Source organism: Paenibacillus sp. tmac-D7 (genome assembly GCF_006519665.1).
GTDB classification, from domain to species: domain Bacteria; phylum Bacillota; class Bacilli; order Paenibacillales; family NBRC-103111; genus Paenibacillus_G; species Paenibacillus_G validus.
In genome coordinates this window covers 19359-41334 of sequence record NZ_VIDW01000040.1, presented here as the reverse complement: position 1 = coordinate 41334, position 21976 = coordinate 19359, and the positions used below count along the sequence as shown (strand labels likewise).

20 protein-coding genes are annotated in these 21976 nt (G+C 48.2%); 11 read left to right on the top strand and 9 right to left on the bottom strand.

Features of this window, described 5'->3' with window-relative positions; all coding sequences use genetic code 11:
* Positions 1-217: 217 nt before the first annotated feature.
* From FKP33_RS21345 to dnaA, 9 genes are all read right to left on the bottom strand, one after another.
* Positions 218-1285: an HD-GYP domain-containing protein gene (locus FKP33_RS21345; protein ID WP_141336319.1), complete on the bottom strand. Its 1068-nt coding sequence runs from the start codon at positions 1283-1285 to the stop codon at positions 218-220.
* 154 nt (positions 1286-1439) lie between these two features.
* The gene (gene gyrA, locus FKP33_RS21340) at positions 1440-3956 is read right to left on the bottom strand and encodes a DNA gyrase subunit A (protein WP_141336318.1); all 2517 of its coding nucleotides are present in this window, start codon (positions 3954-3956) and stop codon (positions 1440-1442) included.
* A 53-nt stretch (positions 3957-4009) separates the two neighbouring features.
* Positions 4010-4870 (bottom strand): polysaccharide deacetylase family protein, encoded by an 861-nt coding sequence (locus FKP33_RS21335; RefSeq protein ID WP_155615375.1) that lies wholly within the window; start codon positions 4868-4870, stop codon positions 4010-4012.
* 18 nt (positions 4871-4888) lie between these two features.
* Positions 4889-6802: a DNA topoisomerase (ATP-hydrolyzing) subunit B gene (gene gyrB, locus FKP33_RS21330; protein WP_127605367.1), complete on the bottom strand. Its 1914-nt coding sequence runs from the start codon at positions 6800-6802 to the stop codon at positions 4889-4891.
* A 61-nt stretch (positions 6803-6863) separates the two neighbouring features.
* Positions 6864-7112, bottom strand: a complete 249-nt coding sequence (remB, locus tag FKP33_RS21325) for an extracellular matrix regulator RemB (protein ID WP_054796098.1) — start codon at positions 7110-7112, stop codon at positions 6864-6866.
* Between the two features lie 30 nt (positions 7113-7142).
* The gene (gene recF, locus FKP33_RS21320) at positions 7143-8249 is read right to left on the bottom strand and encodes a DNA replication/repair protein RecF (protein ID WP_141336317.1); all 1107 of its coding nucleotides are present in this window, start codon (positions 8247-8249) and stop codon (positions 7143-7145) included.
* 12 nt (positions 8250-8261) lie between these two features.
* Positions 8262-8480, bottom strand: a complete 219-nt coding sequence (gene yaaA, locus FKP33_RS21315) for a S4 domain-containing protein YaaA (protein ID WP_054796099.1) — start codon at positions 8478-8480, stop codon at positions 8262-8264.
* Positions 8481-8500: 20 nt separating this feature from the next.
* Positions 8501-9643, bottom strand: a complete 1143-nt coding sequence (gene dnaN, locus FKP33_RS21310; RefSeq protein ID WP_127605363.1) for a DNA polymerase III subunit beta — start codon at positions 9641-9643, stop codon at positions 8501-8503.
* A gap of 212 nt (positions 9644-9855) precedes the next feature.
* A complete protein-coding gene (dnaA, locus tag FKP33_RS21305; RefSeq protein ID WP_127605361.1) occupies positions 9856-11220 on the bottom strand; it encodes a chromosomal replication initiator protein DnaA in 1365 nt (454 codons plus the stop codon).
* 507 nt (positions 11221-11727) lie between these two features.
* On the opposite strand from dnaA, the gene rpmH reads away from it, so the two are divergent.
* The 11 genes from rpmH to FKP33_RS21250 all read left to right on the top strand — a co-directional run bounded on the left by rpmH (position 11728) and on the right by FKP33_RS21250 (position 21974).
* On the top strand, positions 11728-11862 hold the full coding sequence (rpmH, locus tag FKP33_RS21300) for a 50S ribosomal protein L34 (RefSeq protein ID WP_054975180.1): 135 nt from the start codon (positions 11728-11730) through the stop codon (positions 11860-11862).
* Between the two features lie 114 nt (positions 11863-11976).
* Positions 11977-12342, top strand: coding sequence for a ribonuclease P protein component (gene rnpA / locus FKP33_RS21295; protein WP_141336316.1), 366 nt, complete (start codon positions 11977-11979; stop codon positions 12340-12342).
* A 66-nt stretch (positions 12343-12408) separates the two neighbouring features.
* Positions 12409-13167: a membrane protein insertase YidC gene (yidC, locus tag FKP33_RS21290; RefSeq protein ID WP_127605359.1), complete on the top strand. Its 759-nt coding sequence runs from the start codon at positions 12409-12411 to the stop codon at positions 13165-13167.
* 15 nt (positions 13168-13182) lie between these two features.
* Entirely contained in the window at positions 13183-13800 is a 618-nt protein-coding gene (gene jag / locus FKP33_RS21285) for an RNA-binding cell elongation regulator Jag/EloR (protein ID WP_127605357.1), read from the top strand.
* A gap of 129 nt (positions 13801-13929) precedes the next feature.
* Entirely contained in the window at positions 13930-15306 is a 1377-nt protein-coding gene (gene mnmE, locus FKP33_RS21280; RefSeq protein ID WP_127605355.1) for a tRNA uridine-5-carboxymethylaminomethyl(34) synthesis GTPase MnmE, read from the top strand.
* Between the two features lie 27 nt (positions 15307-15333).
* A complete protein-coding gene (mnmG, locus tag FKP33_RS21275; RefSeq protein ID WP_054796103.1) occupies positions 15334-17223 on the top strand; it encodes a tRNA uridine-5-carboxymethylaminomethyl(34) synthesis enzyme MnmG in 1890 nt (629 codons plus the stop codon).
* A 2-nt stretch (positions 17224-17225) separates the two neighbouring features.
* Positions 17226-17957, top strand: coding sequence for a 16S rRNA (guanine(527)-N(7))-methyltransferase RsmG (gene rsmG / locus FKP33_RS21270; RefSeq protein ID WP_054796104.1), 732 nt, complete (start codon positions 17226-17228; stop codon positions 17955-17957).
* Between the two features lie 195 nt (positions 17958-18152).
* Entirely contained in the window at positions 18153-18971 is an 819-nt protein-coding gene (gene noc, locus FKP33_RS21265; RefSeq protein ID WP_127605350.1) for a nucleoid occlusion protein, read from the top strand.
* A 122-nt stretch (positions 18972-19093) separates the two neighbouring features.
* Positions 19094-19852 (top strand): ParA family protein, encoded by a 759-nt coding sequence (locus FKP33_RS21260; RefSeq protein WP_127605348.1) that lies wholly within the window; start codon positions 19094-19096, stop codon positions 19850-19852.
* The gene (locus tag FKP33_RS21255; protein WP_141336315.1) at positions 19849-20709 is read left to right on the top strand and encodes a ParB/RepB/Spo0J family partition protein; all 861 of its coding nucleotides are present in this window, start codon (positions 19849-19851) and stop codon (positions 20707-20709) included. Before FKP33_RS21260 ends, FKP33_RS21255 begins: the two co-directional genes overlap by 4 nt.
* A 107-nt stretch (positions 20710-20816) precedes the next feature.
* A complete protein-coding gene (locus FKP33_RS21250; protein WP_141336314.1) occupies positions 20817-21974 on the top strand; it encodes an aminotransferase class V-fold PLP-dependent enzyme in 1158 nt (385 codons plus the stop codon).
* Positions 21975-21976 lie beyond the last annotated feature (2 nt).

Sequence of the window (21976 nt, the reverse complement as noted above, 5' to 3'; positions counted from 1 at the left end):
TCGTCGGCCTTGTTTAGCGGCGACTTCTTCAATATATCACATTTGCCTATTCGATTGCAAGTACTTTTTTTTTCGAAACCTGAGAAACAACAGTGCGTTTCAACTAAAAAGTCCTCGCCGCCGAAGCAGCGAAGACTAATATATCATGAACCATTTCCTTAAGTCAAGCATCTTAACCGGACTTTTTTTCATGTCCTTTAGGAAAGCTATACTTTACTTACTTCTGAATAACGTCTTCAATGTACAAGCTGCGCTCGATTGTCAAATTAACAATTTTGCCGTTCACATTCACCCAAGGTCTTGTCGGATGAGACCGGTCAGAAAAGACAATTTCACCGATACGGTTATCGCTCAGCTTCACGAGCGTTCCGTTATGGAACGAGGTTACCTTGGTAATGAACGTCTGAACCATGGCGGGATCCAACTTGCCAAAAGCTTCATTCTGCAGCTGTTCCAGAACCAGGTAAGGGGATATGCCTTTTTTGTGAAACCGGTCGGTCGTCATGGCATGGAACATATCCGTAACGGCAACAAGCTTCGAGTAACTGTGAATCTTGTCACCGCGTATGGCAAGCGGATAGCCGGAACCGTCCTCGCGCTCGTGATGCTGTAAAGCGCAAAGCTTCACCCCTTCGTTAATCGCAGGAACGGTCTTGAGAAGATTGTATCCGATGATCGTATGTTTTTTTATTTCTTCGGATTCATCATTGTTCAATTTCATTGGCTTAAACAAAATTCCGTCATCGACCTTGGCCGTTCCGATATCATGCAGCAATCCGCCCAAAGCGACGGGCATCAGATCTTTGGCCTGCATTCCGGCCCACTTGGCTAAAGAGTAAGACGTCAAGCTGACCATAATGCTGTTGTGAAAAATGAAATCACGCAATTGAAACGATTTGGGACTAAAGGTCAAAATGTTGTAGGAATCGATATGTTTAATAAGACCCTCCAACGTCGTCCGGATCTCCAGAATCGGCAGATTTTGCCCGCCAGCGTTGGCCACTTTAAAAACACGGCGAAGCAGCTGCAGCATCTTATCGTAGTTCTCATAGAACGGCAAAATGCTGTTATTCGATTCTTCCGCGAACGGATCTTCGCCCATGCTTTCGATTTCCGCATGTTTAGGTTCGATTTGTACGGAAGGAATTAAGAACGCTTTTAATATTTCAATATCGCGTTCCGTCACGACTTTGCCCTTGGCAAACAAAACATTATTAAACTTGGTCAGCACATTCTCGCTGATTTTCTCACCGGTTTTAAGCTGAGACACGGGAACTGTCGCCATATTGGATCCCCTCACCTTAATTTCAAGTTGGCTTCATTGGGTTAACCCTTGTATGGAAAAATCATACTTTAGACCCATGTCTGTAATTATAAGCGAAAAAGAATGGGGATGTAAGCCCCCATTCTTTGCAAGAGTAAAAATATAGTGGCAGCGTTTATTCCTCGGCCGTACCTTCCGAACCTGAAGCCGGCCCATTTGGCGTTTCTTCGCTAAAGGCGTCGTCTTGATCCTCGTCTTCAGAGACTTCATCGCTCTTATCTACCCGAGCGACGGTCGATACTTCGTCTTCATCGCGAATATTAATCAATCTAACCCCTTGTGTATTGCGACCCATTAATGATATGCCCGCCATGCTGGTACGTATAACGGTTCCCAGCGCGGTAATGATCATGAGGTCCTCCTCATCCTGAACGACCTTCAAACCGACGATAGGGCCGTTCTTCGGCGTTACATTGAGCGTCTTAATCCCTTTACCGCCGCGAGATTGCAGTCGGTACTCGGAAACCGGCGTCCTCTTGCCGTAACCTTTTGAAGTTACGATCAAAACGCTGTTGTCTTCTTGAACGACGTCCATATCGATCACAACGTCGTCTTCGTCGAGCTGGATGCCTTTCACCCCGGTTGCAGATCGTCCCATTGCACGCACTTCTTGTTCCGGAAAGTGAATGGACATGCCTTGCTTCGTACCCAAGATGATCGATTGATTGCCATCCGTCAGACGAACGCCGATCAAATCGTCATCCTCGCGAAGCGTTATTGCTATTAAGCCGACTTTACGAATATTGCCGTAATCGTCGAGCGGGGTCTTCTTCACAAGACCGTTCTTCGTAGCGAAGAACAGGTATTTGTCCGAGTCAAAGCTTTCAACCGGAATTACGGCATTGACCGTCTCGCCCTGTTCGATTTGAATCAGGTTAATAATCGGTGTTCCGCGGGCCGTACGGCTAAGATCCGGAATTTCGTACGCCTTCAACCGGTACACCTTGCCTTTGTCCGTAAAGAACATGAGGTAGTGGTGAGAGTTGGTTACGAACAAATGCTCCACAAAATCATTGTCTTTCGTATCCATCCCGATGACTCCCTTACCTCCTCGACGCTGACTGCGATAGGTGGAAACCGGGAGTCGCTTAATATAACCCGTATGGGTAATGGTAATGACGACATCGGTTTGCGGAATCAAATCCTCATCCTCGATGCTTTCTTCGCCGATCGTAATTTCCGAGCGGCGGTCATCGCCATATTTATCTTTGATTTCGTTCAACTCGTTGCTGATGATTTCGAGCACAAGCTTCTCATCGGCCAAAATTGCTTTATACTCGGCAATTTTCTTCAGGAGCTCGGCGTATTCTTCTTCGATTTTCTCGCGCTCCAAACCAGTCAAGCGCTGTAAACGCATATCCAAAATCGCTTGCGCTTGATCGTGGCTCAATCCGAATCGGTTCATCAAGCCTTCGCGCGCTTGATCGGTCGTACGGGAAGCACGAATCAAAGCAATGACTTCGTCCAGATGGTCAAGCGCGATTCGCAGTCCTTCCAGAATATGCGCGCGAGCTTCCGCTTTGCGCAAATCGTATTCCGTCCTGCGGCGAATAACCACTTTCTGGTGCTCGAGATAGTGGAACAACATGTCCCGCAGATTAAGCACTTTCGGTTCGCCGTTAACCAGGGCCAGCATAATAATCCCGAAGTTGGACTGCATCGCGGTTTGTTTGTACAGGTTGTTCAACACGACATTCGGATTGACGTCGCGACGCAGCTCGATCACAATACGCATACCATTGCGGTCAGATTCGTCGCGAAGGTCGGTGATGCCATCGATTTTCTTCTCGCGGACGAGCTCTGCGATTTTCTCGATCAAGCGCGCTTTGTTCACTTGATACGGCAGTTCGTACACGATAATGCGCGCTTTATTGCCCGATTCTTCAATCGTCGCTTTCGCACGCATCGTCACGGATCCGCGACCTGTCGCATACGCTTGACGTATTCCTTCTCGGCCCAGGATGAAACCGCCGGTAGGGAAGTCCGGTCCTTTGATGGACTGCATCAAATCAAGCGGACTGATATCCGGATTCTCGATCAGCTGCTGTACGCCGTTAATGACTTCAGTCAAATTGTGCGGCGGAATATTAGTGGCCATGCCGACGGCAATTCCGGACAGCCCGTTGACGAGCAGGTTCGGGAAACGGGCCGGCAATACGGCCGGTTCACTCTCTTCGCCGTCGTAGTTGGGAACAAAATCAATCGTCTCTTTATTGATATCGCGCAGAAGCTCCATCGCGATTTTGGACAAACGGGCTTCGGTGTAACGCATAGCCGCCGCTGCGTCGCCGTCAATGGAACCAAAGTTCCCGTGACCGTCGACGAGCATATAACGGAGGGAGAAGTCCTGAGCCATCCGGACCATCGTCTCATATACGGCCGAATCGCCGTGCGGGTGATATTTACCGATGACTTCGCCGACAATCCGCGCCGATTTTTTATACGGCTTGTCAGGCGACATTCCAAGCTCCGACATCGCATACAAAATACGACGATGAACCGGCTTTAGTCCGTCCCGAACGTCAGGTAACGCCCGGCTGACGATAATGCTCATCGCATAATCCATAAAGGACGTGCGCATCTCAGAGCCGATATCGATTTCTTTAATCTGCGAACGAGGTTCTTCCGACATGTGTACCTCCTACAAATTTTACGGGGCAACCGCTTGGTGATAATGATTTGGTGTCAGGGCGAGACCCGATAAAGCTTGTGTATAATCATATTATTTAATGAGTTCATCCGAACGTAAGGACTTCCTGCATTGATTCTCGGAATTTGGAACGGGTCGTTCCCCCGTTCGGCCATGCCGCTTTGCGTCGTAAATGCATATTGAATGCCGGCTTGTCGCAATAGCTCGATCGAACGAAGGTTATAGGCCCCGAACGGGTAGGCATAGGCATCGATCGGGCCGTCATTCAACGTGCTCAGCTTGTCCAGGCTGCGCCGCGTATCGCTGACAATTCTGCGCTCGAACTGTTCGTCCGACTCAAAGCCGCCCTCGGCGAGCGGCAGCTTCGTCGTCAACAAAGGCCCGCCGTCCGGCGTACGGCCGTGGAGGCTGTCCGAGTGGCATTCAACTTCGATCTCTTTCATTTCGCTGATCATTCGCCGTATTTGCTCGCGAGAGAGCGTTGGAATTAACGTCCGGTCCGGATGATCCAAATCTTCCGTAATGACAAAATTAACGGCCGGAACGCGCATTTCTTTAAGAATGGGAAAGGCTTTCGTATAAAAGCTCTCATAACCGTCGTCAAAGGTAACCAAGACCGAATTCGGTGGTATGGAGCCCCCCTTCATGAAGGAGCGAAACTCTCTTAGCGTTATGAAATGATATCCTCGATTCCTCAAATCGCGAAGCTGCTCGCGGAACCGTTTGGACGTAATGGTCACATCGCCGCGTTGATCGTCATCGATATGATGATAGGCTAAAACAGCCACCTTATCGGTGTAATAAACTGAGGGACCGCCCGAGTGAACGAACCCGGGCGCCAAGAATAGAACGGACAAGATTGAAATCAGCCACAGCAGGCCATATCTCCTAAGCATAGCCACCACTTATACGAATTAGATGTCCAGATTTTTGACATACTTCGCATGCTGCTGTATAAAATCACGGCGAGGCTCGACGTTGTCGCCCATCAGCGTATCGAACACGACGTCCGCTTCGATAGCATCCTGGATGCTAACCTGCAGCAATGTGCGGCTTTCCGGGTCCATCGTCGTTTCCCACAGCTGGCCCGGATTCATCTCCCCGAGACCTTTATAACGCTGAACGTTGACTTTGGCTCCCTCGCCGAATTCCGCCATAATCATTTCCCGTTGACGATCGTTATAGGCATAACGAATGGTCTTATTGCGCTCCAGCTTGTACAGCGGCGGTTGAGCGATATAAACGTAACCGGCCTCGATAATTTTCCTCATGTAGCGGTAGAAGAAGGTCAGCAGCAGCGTACGAATGTGCGCGCCGTCGACGTCGGCGTCCGTCATGATGATGATCTTATGGTAACGCGCTTTGGCAATGTCAAAATCGTCACCGATACCCGTGCCGAGCGCTGTTATGATCGCGCGAATTTCGGCATTGGACAAAATTTTATCGAGACGAGACTTCTCTACGTTCAAAATTTTACCGCGAAGCGGCAAAATCGCTTGGAAATGACGGTCGCGGCCCTGCTTGGCGGATCCGCCGGCAGAGTCCCCTTCGACGATATACACTTCGCTGATGGAGGCGTCCTTGGACGAACAATCGGCAAGCTTGCCCGGCAGCGAGCTGACTTCGAGCGCACTCTTCCGCCGCGTAAGTTCACGGGCTTTACGAGCCGCTTCGCGAGCGCGTTGGGCTTGCAGGCCTTTCTCCACGATTTTCTTCGCGATGGCCGGGTTCTCATCCATAAACTCTTGGAATTTCTCAGCGAAAAGGGATTCCACGATCCCCCGAACTTCACTGTTGCCGAGTTTTGTCTTTGTCTGGCCTTCGAACTGCGGCTCCGGAATTTTGACCGAAATAATAGCCGTCAGTCCTTCACGCACATCATCGCCTGACAAATTCGCATCACTTTCTTTAATGGCGTTATTCTTGCGCGCATAGTCGTTGAGAATACGGGTTAAGGCGCTCTTGAAGCCGGATTCATGCGTACCGCCTTCATGTGTATTAATGTTGTTGGCAAACGAATATATATTTTCCGAGTAGCTGTCGTTATACTGCAAAGCGACTTCCACATGGATATTGTCTTTGTCACCCTCGACAAAAATCGGAGGCTGATGGAGCGCTTCCCGTGTACGGTTCAAATATTCGACGAAAGAAATAATCCCGCCTTCGTACTTGAAAGTATGGGAGACGTCCGTACGCTCATCGCGAAGAATAATCTCAATGCCGCGGTTCAAAAATGCGAGTTCGCGAATACGCGATTGCAGCGTATCGAAATCGAACTCTCTTGTTTCGGTGAATATTTCTTCGTCCGGCCAGAACGTAACCTGTGTCCCGCTCTCGCTCGTTTCCCCGATCACTTGCAGATCTTGCTGCGGAACGCCGCGGTGATATTCCTGCTCGTAAATTATGCCTTCGCGTTTAACTTGCACGACGAGCTTCTTGGATAAAGCGTTAACGACCGATACGCCGACGCCGTGCAAACCGCCCGACACCTTATAGCCTTCGCCGCCGAACTTTCCGCCCGCATGAAGCACGGTAAGCACGACCTCCAAGGTCGACCGCTTCATCTTCGGATGTTCGCCGACCGGAATGCCGCGCCCGTTATCGATGACGGTGACGCTGTTGTCTTGATGTACGATAACTTCGATTTTCGTGCAATAGCCGGCCAACGCTTCGTCTATACTATTATCGACGACTTCCCATACCAGATGGTGAAGACCTCGAGCGCTTGTTGACCCGATATACATCCCTGGTCTTTTGCGTACCGCTTCAAGACCTTCAAGCACCTGAATCTGACTCTCATCATAGGCTGTACCCGGATTTACAGACATGCAGACACCCACTTTTCCATGATAAAAAATCTTGAAACTGCGTTTTTCTTGAACTGCGAACCTACGTCGTCAACAATTGGTGCGCCCGCTTCTTCAACGTCATCGACGAAATCGGCGAATAATATACCTTCGATTGCGTCACAACGAGCGATTTGCTCTCTTCCTCGCCGATCACTTCGACGCGCTTCTCCTTGCTGGCGTAGGTCACGAATTGTTTCGATACTTTGGATGATTTCTCAATGGATAAGTCAAAAATGGCGATTAATTCCGATGCGCGGATAATCTTTTCTCCGCCCAGATGGATGAACATAGGAATCCCACTCCTTATCGGCAAATCGATCTATATGAAGCTCCCGTCCCGAACATGAATCACGGAAGCACTTTCCAGTTTTGACAAATCTATACTTTCAATTCCGGTCGTTGTAATAAACGTTTGCACCTTGCGCTGAAACGTCTCGATCAACTGCGTCTGCCGGTACCGGTCGAGCTCCGACAGGACATCATCCAGCAGCAACAACGGATATTCACCCACTTCTTCGCAAATGAGCTCTATCTCCGCCAGCTTCAAAGATAATGCCGTCGTTCGCTGTTGTCCTTGCGAACCGAACGTTTGCACTTCCTTATCGTTGATATAAAAGCGCAAATCGTCGCGATGCGGGCCGACCAAGGTGACGCCGCGACGCAATTCCTGATCTTTGGTCTGTGATAACTTTATCATAAAATGGTCAAATAAAACAGCTTCTTCTTGGTCTTCGGCTAAAGACAGCGAGCTGTCGTAAGCGATTTTTAGCCGTTCTTGTCCGTTCGTGATGCCGGCATGAATCTTCTCGGCCCAGATTTGCAGCTTTTTTATAAAGCTTTGACGTTTTTTAATAATTTTAGTACCAAATTGCGCCAATTGTTCGTTCCAGACGTCCAATAACGGTAATTTACCCGAAAAACCGAACATTTGTTTCAGATAATTGTTCCGCTGCACTAAAATTTTGTTGTATTGGGACAAGTCGTACAAATAGGCCGGATGCACTTGGCCGATTTCCATGTCGAGAAAGCGGCGGCGCACGCCCGGCGAACCTTTTACAATTTCAAGATCTTCGGGGGCGAACATGACCACGTTCAAGGAGCCGATGAAATTGCTCAGCTTGCGCTGCTCGAGCCCGTTCACCTTCGCACGCTTGCCCTGCTGGGATATGGTCAGATCAAGCTGGAACGTACCGTACTTTTTCTCGACCTCGGCATGCAGCAGGGCAGCTTTCTCGTTCCACCGGATCAATTCCTTGTCTTGGTTGGTCCGGTGGGATTTGGTTAAAGCGAGAACGAAGATCGATTCCAGCAAATTTGTTTTGCCCTGCGCATTCGGGCCGACAATGATGTTCACCATGTGATCCGTAGCGAATTCGATATGCTCGTAGTTGCGGTAGTGCTGGACAGACAACGTTTTTAATTGCAAAATGGCTCCTCCCTAGGACCCCTTCACGACTTGAAATTCGCCGCAGCCCTGGACTTTGACGATATCGCCTGCGACGAGCTTGCGCCCGCGGCGGTTGTCCGGCTCGTCGTTGATCGTAATGGGGGTTTCCTGCAGAAAGCTTTTGGCTTGTCCACCTGTGGATATGCAATCCGAGAGCTTCAGAAATTGTCCGAGTGTTATATAGTCGGTGTGGATTGAAATTGGTTTCATGGATCCGTCGTCCCTTCGTTTTAGCCGGTTGTCCGATACGGCAAAATGAGCTGCAGCAGCGATGCGTTCTCGTCCGGCCGGATGATGATCGGCTGCATGGCTCCCGTAAAGCCGATATGAATTTGTTCGCTGTCCATCACTTTAAGCGCATCGAGCATGTATTTGGAGTTAAAGGAAATCCGCAGCAGCTCGCCGGTCAAACGGATCGTCGTCAAGTCTTCCGTCACTTTACCGAGCTCGGAGGAACTGGAAGAAATTTCGATCGTCTGGTCGTCGCGCATCACGAGCTTCACAATGTTGCTCTTATCTTCACGAGAAAGCAGGTAGGCGCGGTCGATTGCATCGACAAGATCATCCGTCTGCACCACGAGCTGTGTTTGGTACGATTGCGGAATGAGCTTCGACGTATCCGGATATGTCCCGTCCAGGATGCGGGTATAGAACAGGATCGAGCTCATTTTGAACAATACTTGATTATCCGCGAACACCACGTCAATAAGAACATTTTGGTCCGGTAAAATTTTGGACAGCTCGTTTAAGGTTTTTCCGGAGATGGCTACGTTGTTTAACACAAATCCTTCCTCGGTATCGATACTCGTCTCCCGGCTGGCCAGCCGATGCCGGTCACAAGCGATAAATTTCAGCTTACCATTGGCGATCGTCCAGAGGATTCCCGTCAGAATCGGCGTCGCCTCGCTTGTCGAAACGGCAAACGACGTCTGCTTGATCATGGTCTTCAGCACGTCGCTCGGAATCTGGATTCGTTTGCTTTCTTCGATGCCCGGCATAATCGGATATTCTTCCGGATCCAAGCCCATCAGTTGAATTTCAGACGAACCGGAACGAATGATGGTCTGAAATTGCTCCTTCACTTCAATTTCCACATGCTGCGCCGGCAGCTTTCGAATGATTTCGACAAAAAATTTGGAAGGCAGCACGACGCTTCCCGATTGTTTCAGATCGATGACTTGCAAGTCGTTCTTTTCCATCGGAATAAAGCTTTGAATCGATATATCGGTGTCGCTCGCGGTTAACGTCATGCCGGATGAATCCACATCTATTTTGATCCCCGTAAGAATGGGAATGGTCGTCTTATTCGAAATTGCTTTATTTACATGTTGGATGGATTCGTTCAAAAATTCTTTCAGTACCGTCAATTTCATAGTTTCACTCCTACAGGTTCTAGAATGGTCTGAATGGGCGTATTTATCTATTTTACATGTTTTTTTTATTTAGTTGTAGTAGTAGGGGGCCTGAATATGTGGATATGTGGGTGAACAACGCAAAAAGAAAGCCTATCCACATGTGAATAGTTTGTGCATAGGCTTCAAGTTATTCAGGTGTGAGTTATCGACAAATAGGAACGATCAAAGGTCTACAACGTCACGTTTTTCACTTTTTCGGTAAGGTTCTGAATAATTTTATATAATTCCTGGTCGGCTTTGATCGCCTCGGAAATTTTCTCATGGGCGTGTATGACGGTCGTATGGTCGCGTCCACCGAACGCCTCGCCGATCTTAGGCAGAGAGAAATCCGTCATTTCGCGGGCTAAATACATGGCGATTTGCCGTGGAAAAGCGACGCTCTTCGTTCGTTTCCTCGCTTTGAAATCCTCGATTTTCAAGCCGTAAAACTCGCCGACCTTCTGCTGGATATCTTGTATGGTAATGACTCGAGGCCGGCTGCTGGGGATAATATCCTTCAGCGCCTCAGCGGCCAGATGGGACGTAATGTCCTCGTTAATCAGCGAAGAATAGGCAACGACGCGGATCAACGCGCCTTCCAGCTCACGGATATTCGTGTCGATCTGGTTGGCGATGTAGACCATCGCTTCGTTCGGAATATCGAGATTCTCCGCTCTAGCCTTCTTACGAAGAATGGCGATCCGGGTCTCCAGATCCGGCGGCTGAATGTCCGTAATCAAGCCCCATTCGAACCGGGATCTGAGCCGCTCTTCCAGCGTCGGAATTTCTTTAGGCGGCCTATCGCTGGAGATGATGATCTGCTTCCGCTCCTCGTGCAGCGCGTTAAACGTGTGGAAAAATTCTTCCTGCGTCTGTTCTTTTCCCGCCAGGAACTGAATATCATCGATAAGGAGCACGTCAATGCTCCGGTACTTGTTGCGGAAGCTCTCGCCGCGGTTATCGCGGATCGCGTTAATGAACTCGTTGGTAAACTTCTCGGACGAGATGTACATGACGCGTGCGCTCGGATTATGCTCCAGTACGTAATGGCCGATGGCGTGCATCAAGTGCGTTTTTCCTAGTCCCACGCCGCCATACAAGAACAACGGATTGTAAGCTTTTGCCGGCGCTTCGGCCACTGCGAGGGAAGCGGCATGTGCGAACCGGTTGCCGGCGCCGATGACGAACGTATCAAACGTATATTTCGGGTTCATCATATGAGCAAACGGCTCTTCGGCGATGGGTTTGGCTTTCGCTGCGGGAGTGACAGGTGTGGAAGGGGCGCCTGACTCTTCAGGCTCGTCATCGGATTCAATAATGAATTTTAGCTCGATTTGTTTGCCGGAGTAATCGTAAACCGCTTCTTTAATATGTTTCGTGTACCGGTTTTCCAACCAGTCACGCGCAAAATTGTTGGGGGTACAGATGACGACGGTCGAATCGGTAAAGACGACGGCCCTTGTGGAGATCAGCCACGTTTCGTAGCTGGGTTTGCTCACCCTTTTTTGCAAAATGGAAAGGACTTGCTGCCATTGTTCGTTAGGATGGCTTTCCACAAATTATTCACTCCTTCAGAATAATACCGTTGCTGCGAAACAGGCGAAGCTGTAGAAAAAAATTGAAAGCTGTCGGAATTGTCCACAATATACAGATTTATGACATTATAATTATACATAATCCGTGTAAATTGTTCACAAAGATATCCACAGGCTGTTAATAACTTTATTGTCGATAAAGAGTATCCACAAGAGAAAACATATTCATAATAACAAAAAAGACCCTGCTCCGCAATGGAATGTTGCGATTTATCCACATACCCTATACCTTGTGTACAATAGTTATCAACAGCACAAGATATTGTTTATAACCTGTTTGCAATTCGACAAATTCGGAGAAAATCCGATTTTTTTTATTCACAGGGGGGTCGCGGCAATTTTTTACTGAAGCTGTGTATAACTTTTTTTCCGACCCTAAGTTGACTTTTGAAGCGTAAAGTGGTTTAATGTTGAAAGGTATTTTTCGAGGATTGGTAATAATCCTTGTCTGAGGAGGTGCACGACCGAATGAGACCGACATTTAAGCCGAACGTCAGAAAGCGCAAGAAAGTTCATGGCTTCCGTAAAAGAATGAGCACGAAGAATGGACGCAAAGTTCTCGCAGCTCGCCGCCAAAAAGGAAGAAAAGTGTTAAGCGCATAAGACGAAAGACCACTGTCCGGTGGTCTTTTTTGTTGTTTATGATGGAGAAGACCCGGCTAGGGAACGATGATGACAAGCTTAGGCGGCCGTAACCGTTAAATGGAGAGATGTTCGATGGAAAAGAAAAATCGTCTGACCAAAAGAGAATATTTCGATAAAGTGTACAAACACGGGAAATCGTCGGCGAATCATCAATTCGTTCTATATTATAAAGCGCAGCCTCAGCAATCGTCGTTCCGTCTCGGCGTATCCGTGAGCAAGAAGCTGGGCAATGCGGTCGTCCGGAATCGGATCCGGCGCGTATTGAAGGAAATTATCCGCCTGAACGCGCCCAAAATTCCCGGAGGGTACGATCTGATCCTGATCGCGCGCAAGCCGGTTGTGGAGATGTCGTATCGCGAGATCGAAAAGAGTGTATTTCACGTGCTGAAGAGAGCCTCTCTGCTTCGCCGCAATGGGGAACCGAAACAAGCGGATTAGTTTCTTTGTGTCCGAAGATATGATATAGTTTATTATTGGAAAAGATGAAGCTGGGAGGATGTTCTTTTGACGCGTCGACTTTTGAAATATATGCCTCTAACGGCATTGCTGCTGCTGGCGGGGTGTAGCCCGGCGAATGCACAGCTCGATCGCACTAAATTTTGGGACAAGTATTTCGTAGGTCCGCTGTCGGATACGCTCGATTGGTTCGCTGATCTGATGGGAGGATCATACGGTCTATCGATTCTCGTCGTGACGATCATTATTCGATTGATCATATTGCCGTTGACGCTCAAGCAGTATAAGAGCTCCAAACGGATGCAGGAAGTTCAACCGGAGCTGAAGAAGCTTCAGGCTAAATATAAGGACGACCCGAAGAAAGTTCAGGAAGAGACGATGAAGCTGTTCCAGAAGGAAGGCGTCAACCCGCTTGCGGGCTGCTTCCCGATTCTGGTGCAAATGCCGATTCTGATCGCTCTGTACAACGCGATTATGCGGAATCCTGAAATCGGCTCGCATTCGTTCCTGTGGATGCAGCTTGGACAGAAGGACCCATATTACATTTTGCCGATTCTTGCTGCGTTGACGACTTACCTGCAGCAAAAGATGATGTCCTCCCAAATGACTCCGCAGATGCAGAGCTTGATGTTTATCTTCCCGGTGTTGATCTTCGTCATGGCGATGAATTTCGCATCGGCGCTTCCGCTGTATTGGGTATACAGCAACCTGTTCACCGTTGTACAAACTTATTTTATTTATGGAAAACCCAGCAAAGGCGCAAACTCTGCAGAGTTGAAACCGAGTTCAGGCGGATCTAAAAAATAAGGGTGGCCGGATGAGATGAAAAAAATCGTGGTAACGGGTAAAACGATCGATATCGCTGTTACAAGCGGATTGGAGCAGCTCCGCACAACCGAAAATCGGGTTAAGGTTCACGTTCTGGAGCAGCCCGCCAAAGGGTTGTTCGGACTGATTGGCGCGCGTGATGCCAAGGTAGAGCTGGAGCTGCTGCCCGATGCCATGGAAGAGGCTGTCTTGTTCTTGCAGGATGTGCTTCGCACGATGCAGCTTGATGTACGCATCGAGCAAAAAGAGGATAAGGATGGGTTCGAGCTGCATATGCACGGCGCAGAGCTTGGCATGCTGATCGGTCGACGGGGACAAACGCTGGATGCGCTTCAGTATTTGGTAAATATCGTCGCCAATCGTTATTCCGATCATCATCTGCGCGTCGTTCTGGACGCCGAACAGTTCCGCGAACGCAGGAAGAAGACGCTGCGGGAGCTGGCTAATCGTTTGGCCGAACGGGTCATTCGAACGAAGAAGGAAGTGGTGTTGGAGCCGATGCCTCCTCAGGAGCGCAAGGTCATCCACGCCCAACTGCAACAACATCCGAAAGTGCGGACATTTAGCCGCGGCGACGAACCGAATCGTCGCGTCGTTATCGTATTACGTTGAATTATGCTGCAATGACGTCATGTTCGAATGACCTCATTGCTTTTTCTTTAGCTGATAAGAAGTATGAATGTTCATACTTATACTTGGCATCAGGTTATATGCAAGTTTGAAGAATGAGGTGTGGTTTACATGATGCAGGACACCATAGCGGCGATCGCTACGCCCTCGGGTGAGGGAGGCATTGCGGTTATCCGGGTGAGCGGAGACGAAGCCGTTGCTATCAGCGACCGTGTTTATAGCGGAAAGTCAAAGCTGGCGGACGTTGCGACGCATACGGTGCATTACGGGCACATTCGGGAACCGGAGAGCGGGGCCCGTATAGAAGAAGTGCTCGTTACCGTGATGCGGGCACCGCGTTCCTTTACCAAGGAAGATGTTGTGGAGATCAGCTGCCACGGCGGCTTCGTCTCGGTGCGCAAGGTGCTCGATTTGCTGCTGGAGAACGGCGCTAGATTGGCCGAGCCGGGCGAGTTTACGAAACGGGCGTTCCTGAACGGGCGCATCGACTTGTCTCAGGCGGAAGCGGTTATCGATCTCATTAGAGCGAAGTCGGATCGGGCGTTCAAGATCGCATTGAAGCAGTCGGAGGGGAGCTTGTCCAAACGGATCAAGGAGCTCCGCCACCGTCTCGTCGAGTTGATGGCGCATATCGAAGTGAATATCGATTATCCTGAACACGATGTGGAAGAGCTGACCAACGCTTTCATCAAAACGAAATGTACGGAAGCGTTAGACGATATTGAGCGGCTTCTCGCTTCGGCGCAGCAGGGAAAAATATTGCGCGAAGGGCTGACGACCGCCATTATTGGGCGTCCTAATGTCGGGAAGTCATCGCTTTTAAATACGCTGGCACAAGAAGAACGCGCCATCGTAACCGATATCGCCGGTACGACGCGCGATGTGGTGGAAGAATATGTGCACGTGAACGGCATTCCGTTGAAGCTGCTTGACACCGCAGGCATCCGGGAGACAAGCGATATTGTCGAGAAGATCGGGGTAGAGAAATCACGCCAGGCGCTGGGCGATGCGGATTTGATCCTGTTGGTGTTTAACGGTGCGGAAGAGCTGGTGCCGGAAGAGCGGGCGATGATCGAGGAATTGTCCGGTCGGCAGGTGATCGCCATTATTAATAAATTGGACCTGGATCAGCGTCTGGATGAGCAGGTGCTCATCGACGCTTTCGGGGAAGAGCGTGTAGTCAGGATGTCGCTGCTAGAGCATCAGGGTGTGAGCGATTTGGAGAAGGCGATCGGAGGTTTGTTTTTCAGCGGGCAGATCGAATCGAGCGATTTGACGTACGTCAGCAACGCACGGCATATTCATTTATTAAAGCTGGCCAAGGCGGCTTTAACCGAAGCCTATGGAGCGGCCGAGTCGTTCGTGCCGATCGATATGATCCAAATCGACATCCGCAATGCATGGGAACATCTAGGTGAAATTATCGGGGATTCGGTTAGCGAATCACTGATCGACCAAATTTTTTCACAGTTTTGCTTAGGGAAATAATATAAGTAATGTTAGGGGGTAGTCAGCATGAGTTACACAGCAGGTCAGTATGATGTTATTGTTATCGGTGCCGGTCATGCCGGATGCGAAGCGGCGCTAGCCGCCGCACGAATGGGCTGCGAAACTTTGCTTTTGACGATTAATTTGGATATGGTTGCGTTTATGCCGTGCAATCCGTCGATCGGAGGACCGGCGAAAGGACATGTCGTACGTGAAATCGATGCGCTGGGCGGAGAGATGGGGCGCAACATCGACAAGACGTATATTCAACTGCGGATGTTGAATACAGGCAAGGGACCTGCGGTTCACGCGCTGCGCGCACAGGCCGATAAGTTTCTGTACCAGCATACGATGAAGGAAACGATCGAGAAAACCGATCATTTGACGCTTCGTCAAGGCATGGTCGAAACACTGATTGTTGAGGATGGCGTATGTAAAGGCGTTGTTACGAAAACGGGAGCGGCGTATTACGGCAAAGCGGTTGTGCTGACGACCGGTACTTATTTGCGCGGCAAGATCATTATGGGCGAACTGATGTACGAATCCGGTCCGAACAATCAGCAGCCGGCTGTGAAGCTGTCGGAGGATTTGCGAAAGCACGGCCTGGAGCTTGTTCGTTTCAAAACCGGAACACCGCCGCGGGTGCATGAAGATACGATCGACTTCTCGAAGACGACGATTCAACCCGGGGATGAGAAACCGAAGTTTTTCTCCTACGATACGACGGAGGAAGTTCCGAACCAGCTGCCATGCTGGCTTACTTACACGTCGGAACAAACGCATCAAATTATAAATGATAATTTGCACCGGGCTCCTATGTTCTCGGGGGCAATCGAGGGAACGGGCCCGCGTTATTGCCCGTCGATCGAAGATAAAATCGTTCGGTTCAGCGATAAGCCGAAGCATCAGATTTTCTTGGAGCCGGAAGGGCGCAATACGAAGGAATATTATGTGCAAGGCCTCTCCACAAGTATGCCGGAGGACGTGCAGCTCAGCATTTTGCGCTCGATTCCGGGACTTGAGAAGGTGGAGATGATGCGTACCGGCTATGCGATCGAGTATGACGCCGTAATACCGACGCAGTTGATGCCTTCCTTGGAAACCAAGGTGGTGGAAAACCTCTTTACAGCGGGTCAAATTAACGGAACATCGGGTTATGAAGAAGCGGCTGGACAAGGGATTATGGCGGGAATTAATGCTGCGCGCAAGGTGCTTGGCAAAGAACCCGTCATCTTGGACCGCTCGGAAGCTTATATTGGCGTTCTGATCGATGATCTCGTGACGAAGGGGACGAGCGAGCCGTATCGGCTGTTAACGTCGCGTGCGGAGTACCGCTTGCTGCTTCGCCATGATAATGCGGACCTGCGGTTAACCCAAATCGGTTACGATATCGGGCTGATTCCGGAAGGTCGCTACCAACGTTATTTGGACAAAGTAGCGCGGGTCAATGAAGAAATCGAACGTTTGAAAATGACGAAAACGAAGCCGACCCCTGAGGTTCAACAATTGTTGCAATCTCTGGGAAGCGCGGAATTAAACAATTCGGTCGACTTGCTGTCGTTGCTTCGCCGTCCTGAGATTACTTACGATCATATTCATTCGATTTCACCGTCTCCGGTCGAGCTCACGGAAGATATGAAGGAGCAGGTAGAGATTCAGGTCAAATACAGCGGCTATATTGAGAAGCAGCTTGCACAAGTCGAACGGCTTCGTAAAATGGAGAAGAAGCGTATTCCTGACGATATCATCTACGAAGATATTCATGGAATTGCAACGGAAGCGAAGCAAAAGCTTGCTAAAATCCGTCCGATATCAATCGGTCAAGCATCCCGTATATCCGGGGTGACACCGGCCGATATTTCCATTTTGCTGGTGCATTTGGAACATTATAATAAAGTCATTGCATCTAGAGGGTAACGATGACCGTACAAGATCAAGTTCAATTGCATTTTGTTGATTTGTTAATGGCTAAAGGCATTACGCTGTCCGATGATCAACTGCATCAATTTGAGGTGTATTATCGGGAATTGATCGATTGGAACGAGCGAATGAATTTGACCGGCATTACGGAGAGAGAACAAGTTTATATCAAACATTTTTATGATTCTCTCTCTTTATCATTTTTTGTTTCGATGAACGACATTGCTACGCTGGCGGATATCGGCTCAGGGGCCGGTTTCCCCAGCGTTCCTTTAAAAATTGCTTTCCCTCATTTGAAGGTGACGATTGTCGATTCATTGAATAAACGCATTCAGTTTCTGAAGCATCTTACAGGTTCACTAGGATTGACCGATGTTCATTGCGTTCATGGGCGTGCCGAGGATATTTCCAGACTTCCCGAGCATCGCGATCGTTACGATTTGGTCACAGCAAGAGCGGTTGCCAAATTGGCTGTATTAAATGAGTTTTGTTTGCCCTTTGCCCGGACCAACGGTATGTTCGCGGCTATGAAAGGGCAGGATGTGCAGGCTGAATTGCAGGAAGCCAAACGCAGTCTTCGGGAACTCCACGGACAGGTGGTTCAGACGCATCATTTCGAGCTTCCGGTGGAAGAGTCGTCCCGACACATGGTACTAATCGAGAAAACGGGACCTACTCCACGCAATTATCCGAGAAAAGCAGGAATGCCATTGAAGTCTCCTCTTATATGAGGTGTTCCACGTGGAACATTTTGTACGATGAAACAATGATAAGGGATGGCTTCGACCCATTGCCTTCTCATTTTTTTTGTAGAATCATACAAGAAAGTTCTTTCTTTTATTAGCAGGAATTTGACTAGTGGCTGGAGAATATTTATTAGACAGAGACCTTTCATTTTTTGTTAAAAAGATCGGGTGGTTATCGGTATGAAGGAACATATCTCGAAATTGTTTGGTTTTAGCGAAAAAGCTTCGTCAGATGAAGTGAAAAATGTTCCTGTCCAAGACATCGATCCTAGTCCATATCAACCTCGGACTGTTTTTGACGATGAGCGTATAGAAGAGCTATGTCAAACGATCAGAACTCATGGCGTCATTCAGCCGATTGTGTTAAGGATCCGCAACAACCGGTATGAATTGATCGCGGGGGAACGTCGTTGGCGTGCGGTAAAGAAACTCGGTCTAGAAACGATACCGGCGATTATTCGCGAATTCAACGATTCGCAAGCAGCATCTATCGCCTTGATCGAGAATCTGCAGCGGGAAGGCTTAACCGCTATCGAGGAAGCTATCGCTTATCAACAATTGATTGACTTACATAGCTTGACACAAGAGAGCTTAGCGCAGCGGCTTGGCAAAAGTCAGTCGACGATTGCGAACAAAATCAGGCTGTTGCATTTATGCGAACCAGTGAAAGTCGCGCTAATGGAGCGTAAAATTACGGAGCGTCATGCAAGAGCTTTATTGTCTCTCGATAGCGATGAGCTTCAAGTCAAAGTGTTAGAAGAAATAATCGCCAAGGAATTGAATGTTAAGCAAACGGAAACAAGAATTGCCTTCTTAAAAGAGGCGGATAAAATCAAAAATAAAGCGAAGCGCATTTCGTATTCGAAGGACGTTCGTCTGGCGCTTAATACAATCCGACAATCGGTCGAAATGGTCACGTCTTCGGGATTGCCGATTAATACGGAAGAGAATGACCGCGACGATCACTATGAGATTGTAATTCGTATACCGAAACGATAAAATAGAATAGTTCGAAGTAGAATCATTGGGGAGTGTACCCACAACTCTTCAATGATCTTTTTTTCACCGTAATCGGTTGTGACATGTTTGGCTATCCTAGTATTTATTTGAGGTGAATTGGTTTGTCTAAAATTATCGCCATCACGAACCAAAAGGGTGGGGTTGGCAAAACGACGACGTCCGTTAATTTGGGTGCATCACTTGCGTCTCTCGGTAAAAAAGTATTACTTGTGGATATTGATCCGCAAGGCAACACGACTAGTGGGATCGGTGTCAACAAAGCGGATGTTCAATATTGCATCTACGATGTGCTTATTAATGATGTACATCCGAAAGATGCAATGGTTGACACGGCGATAGAAAATTTGAAGATCATTCCCGCGACGATTCAATTAGCGGGAGCAGAAATCGAACTGGTACCTACCATTTCCAGGGAAGTACGTTTGAAGAGATCGTTGCAATTGGTTAAACAGCAATTCGATTATATTCTTATTGATTGTCCTCCATCCCTCGGAATATTAACGGTGAACTCCCTTACGGCTGCCGATTCGGTCATCATTCCTATTCAATGTGAATACTATGCGCTAGAAGGTTTAAGCCAGTTGTTGAATACGGTACGGTTGGTGCAGAAACATTTGAACACGACCTTGCAAATTGAAGGCGTATTGCTGACGATGTTTGATGCCCGAACTAATTTAGGTATGCAAGTGATTGAAGAAGTGAAAAAATATTTCCAACAAAAAGTTTATCAAACGATCATTCCTAGAAATGTAAGATTAAGCGAAGCTCCGAGCCACGGGCAGTCGATCATTACTTACGATCCGCGATCGAAGGGCGCCGAAGTGTACATGGAGCTGGCGAAGGAAGTGATTGCAATTTGAATAAGAAAGCTGGATTAGGGAAAGGGCTGGATGCGCTTTTGCCGGCACTAAGCATCAATGATGACGATAAAGTAGTAGAAATTCCACTTTCACAGCTGAGACCGAATCCATATCAGCCAAGACGGAATTTTAACGATGAAACGATACAGGAATTAGCTTCATCGATCAAAGAGCATGGTGTTATTCAACCTATCATTGTTCGAAGCGTCTTGAAAGGTTATGAGATTATAGCAGGGGAGCGGCGTTATCGTGCTTCTCAGGTTTCAGGCTTGCCTACGATTCCTGCTGTAATTAAAAAATTCACGGATCAGCAGGTTATGGAAATTGCGTTAATTGAGAACGTTCAGCGAGAAGATTTAAACGCAATGGAAATTGCAATTGCTTATCAAGCTCTTATTGATCAATTTTCTTTAACACAAGAACTGCTTTCAGTAAAAGTCGGTAAGAGCCGGTCTCATATTGCGAATTTTTTGCGTTTGTTGCAGCTACCCGAAGAGGTTAAACAATATGTTTCACGTGGAACATTATCCATGGGACATGCGAAAGCTATTGTGGCCTTAAAGGATAAGAAACTAATTAAGGCGCTTGCCGATACCGCGATCAAGGAACAGTGGAGCGTTCGGGAGCTTGAAGAAGAAGTGAAGAAACTGGAAGAAAAAGCGGATACGAAAAAGGCTAAACAAAAACCGAAACGCAAAGATCCTTATATCGATCAAGTTGAAGAAAATTTGAGAGAAATGTATCGAACCACTGTTAAAATCAGGCATAGCAATAACAAAGGTAAAATTGAATTGTTATATTACTCGAATGATGATCTGAATCGTTTGCTCGAACTGTTACAAGGGAAAACGTCTTAGCAAATCGATGATATAGCATACCAGGTCAAACCTGATAAAGTCAGGGTCATCTAGGTATGCTATATTTGTGTTATTAGGGTAAACCAGGAGATCGAGGAGGAGAGGACTTGTCGACGATTTATTTGGATCATGCAGCATCGTCATGGCCGAAACCGCCGGAAGTAGTACGGGCAATGGTCGAGTGCATGGAAGAGTATGGGGCCAATCCGGGAAGAGGAAGTCACGAGAAAGCGGTTAAGGCGAGTCGTACTTTGTTTGAAGGAAGAAAACAGTTGGCCCGTCTGTTCCACATTAAAAATCCCAACGATATCGCTTATGCATTGAACACGACAATGGCTTTAAATATGGCGATAAAAGGGTTTGTTCGTGAGGGCGATCATGTGATTTGCACGGCGGTCGAGCATAATTCTGTTCGTCGTCCGTTGGAATATTTGAAAGCAGCTAAAGGTGTACAAGTTAGCTATGTGAAAACGGATGCTCAAGGAAACTTAAACCCGGACGATCTTGTATCGCTAATAACGTCGAGAACGAAGCTCGTAGTATGCAGTCATAGTTCGAATTTGCTTGGCAGCATCCTGCCAATTGCCGATATGGCTGAAATTTGCCGTAAGCATCAAGTGAAATTGCTGGTAGATGCCGCACAAACTGCGGGTACTATCGATATTGACGTAAATCGGATGGGAATTGATATGCTGGCATTTCCCGGCCATAAGGGACTGCTGGGACCACAAGGAACTGGCGGCTTATATATTCATCCGGACATTGATTTGGATCCGCTCCTTCATGGGGGTACAGGGAGTCAGTCAGAAGCAATCGAGCAGCCTACCGTCCGTCCCGATCGTTATGAAGCTGGCACGCAGAATACAGTGGGAATCGCCGGATTGGTCGAAGGTATCAAGTGGATTCAGAAGGAAACGGTGGAGAAGATTCATCAGCACGAGTGGCAATTGACACAGCGTTTAATGAGTGGGCTCATGGGAATTGATGGGGTTCAAATTTTAGGTCCGGAACTGGGACAAAATAAGACAGGAATTGTATCGTTCACCGTCGCGCAATCCGATTCATCGGAAATTGCTTTCATACTCGATCAATCCTTCGGAATCGCGGTTCGATCCGGTTATCACTGCACTCCGCTGGCTCATCAAATAGCCGGTACATTGGAGCGAGGGGCTGTGAGAGCAAGCGTCGGTTGTTTTACGACAGAGGGTGAGATCGACCAATTGATCGATGCCGTGAAAGAAATAGCTGCGCATATGCAGTCGTAAAC

What these genes read in the sequence shown, in the direction of transcription:
- mnmG (WP_054796103.1), top strand. Translation starts at nt 15,334, where the DNA reads ATGAGTTACACAGCAGGTCAGTATGATGTTATTGTTATCGGTGCCGGT.
- FKP33_RS21335 (WP_155615375.1), bottom strand. Translation starts at nt 4,870, where the DNA reads ATGCTTAGGAGATATGGCCTGCTGTGGCTGATTTCAATCTTGTCCGTT.
- gyrA (WP_141336318.1), bottom strand. Translation starts at nt 3,956, where the DNA reads ATGTCGGAAGAACCTCGTTCGCAGATTAAAGAAATCGATATCGGCTCT.
- dnaN (WP_127605363.1), bottom strand. Translation starts at nt 9,643, where the DNA reads ATGAAATTGACGGTACTGAAAGAATTTTTGAACGAATCCATCCAACAT.
- rsmG (WP_054796104.1), top strand. Translation starts at nt 17,226, where the DNA reads ATGACCGTACAAGATCAAGTTCAATTGCATTTTGTTGATTTGTTAATG.
- noc (WP_127605350.1), top strand. Translation starts at nt 18,153, where the DNA reads ATGAAGGAACATATCTCGAAATTGTTTGGTTTTAGCGAAAAAGCTTCG.
- yaaA (WP_054796099.1), bottom strand. Translation starts at nt 8,480, where the DNA reads ATGAAACCAATTTCAATCCACACCGACTATATAACACTCGGACAATTT.
- jag (WP_127605357.1), top strand. Translation starts at nt 13,183, where the DNA reads ATGAAAAAAATCGTGGTAACGGGTAAAACGATCGATATCGCTGTTACA.
- rpmH (WP_054975180.1), top strand. Translation starts at nt 11,728, where the DNA reads ATGAGACCGACATTTAAGCCGAACGTCAGAAAGCGCAAGAAAGTTCAT.
- remB (WP_054796098.1), bottom strand. Translation starts at nt 7,112, where the DNA reads ATGTTCATCCATCTGGGCGGAGAAAAGATTATCCGCGCATCGGAATTA.
- gyrB (WP_127605367.1), bottom strand. Translation starts at nt 6,802, where the DNA reads ATGTCTGTAAATCCGGGTACAGCCTATGATGAGAGTCAGATTCAGGTG.
- rnpA (WP_141336316.1), top strand. Translation starts at nt 11,977, where the DNA reads ATGGAAAAGAAAAATCGTCTGACCAAAAGAGAATATTTCGATAAAGTG.
- mnmE (WP_127605355.1), top strand. Translation starts at nt 13,930, where the DNA reads ATGATGCAGGACACCATAGCGGCGATCGCTACGCCCTCGGGTGAGGGA.
- FKP33_RS21345 (WP_141336319.1), bottom strand. Translation starts at nt 1,285, where the DNA reads ATGGCGACAGTTCCCGTGTCTCAGCTTAAAACCGGTGAGAAAATCAGC.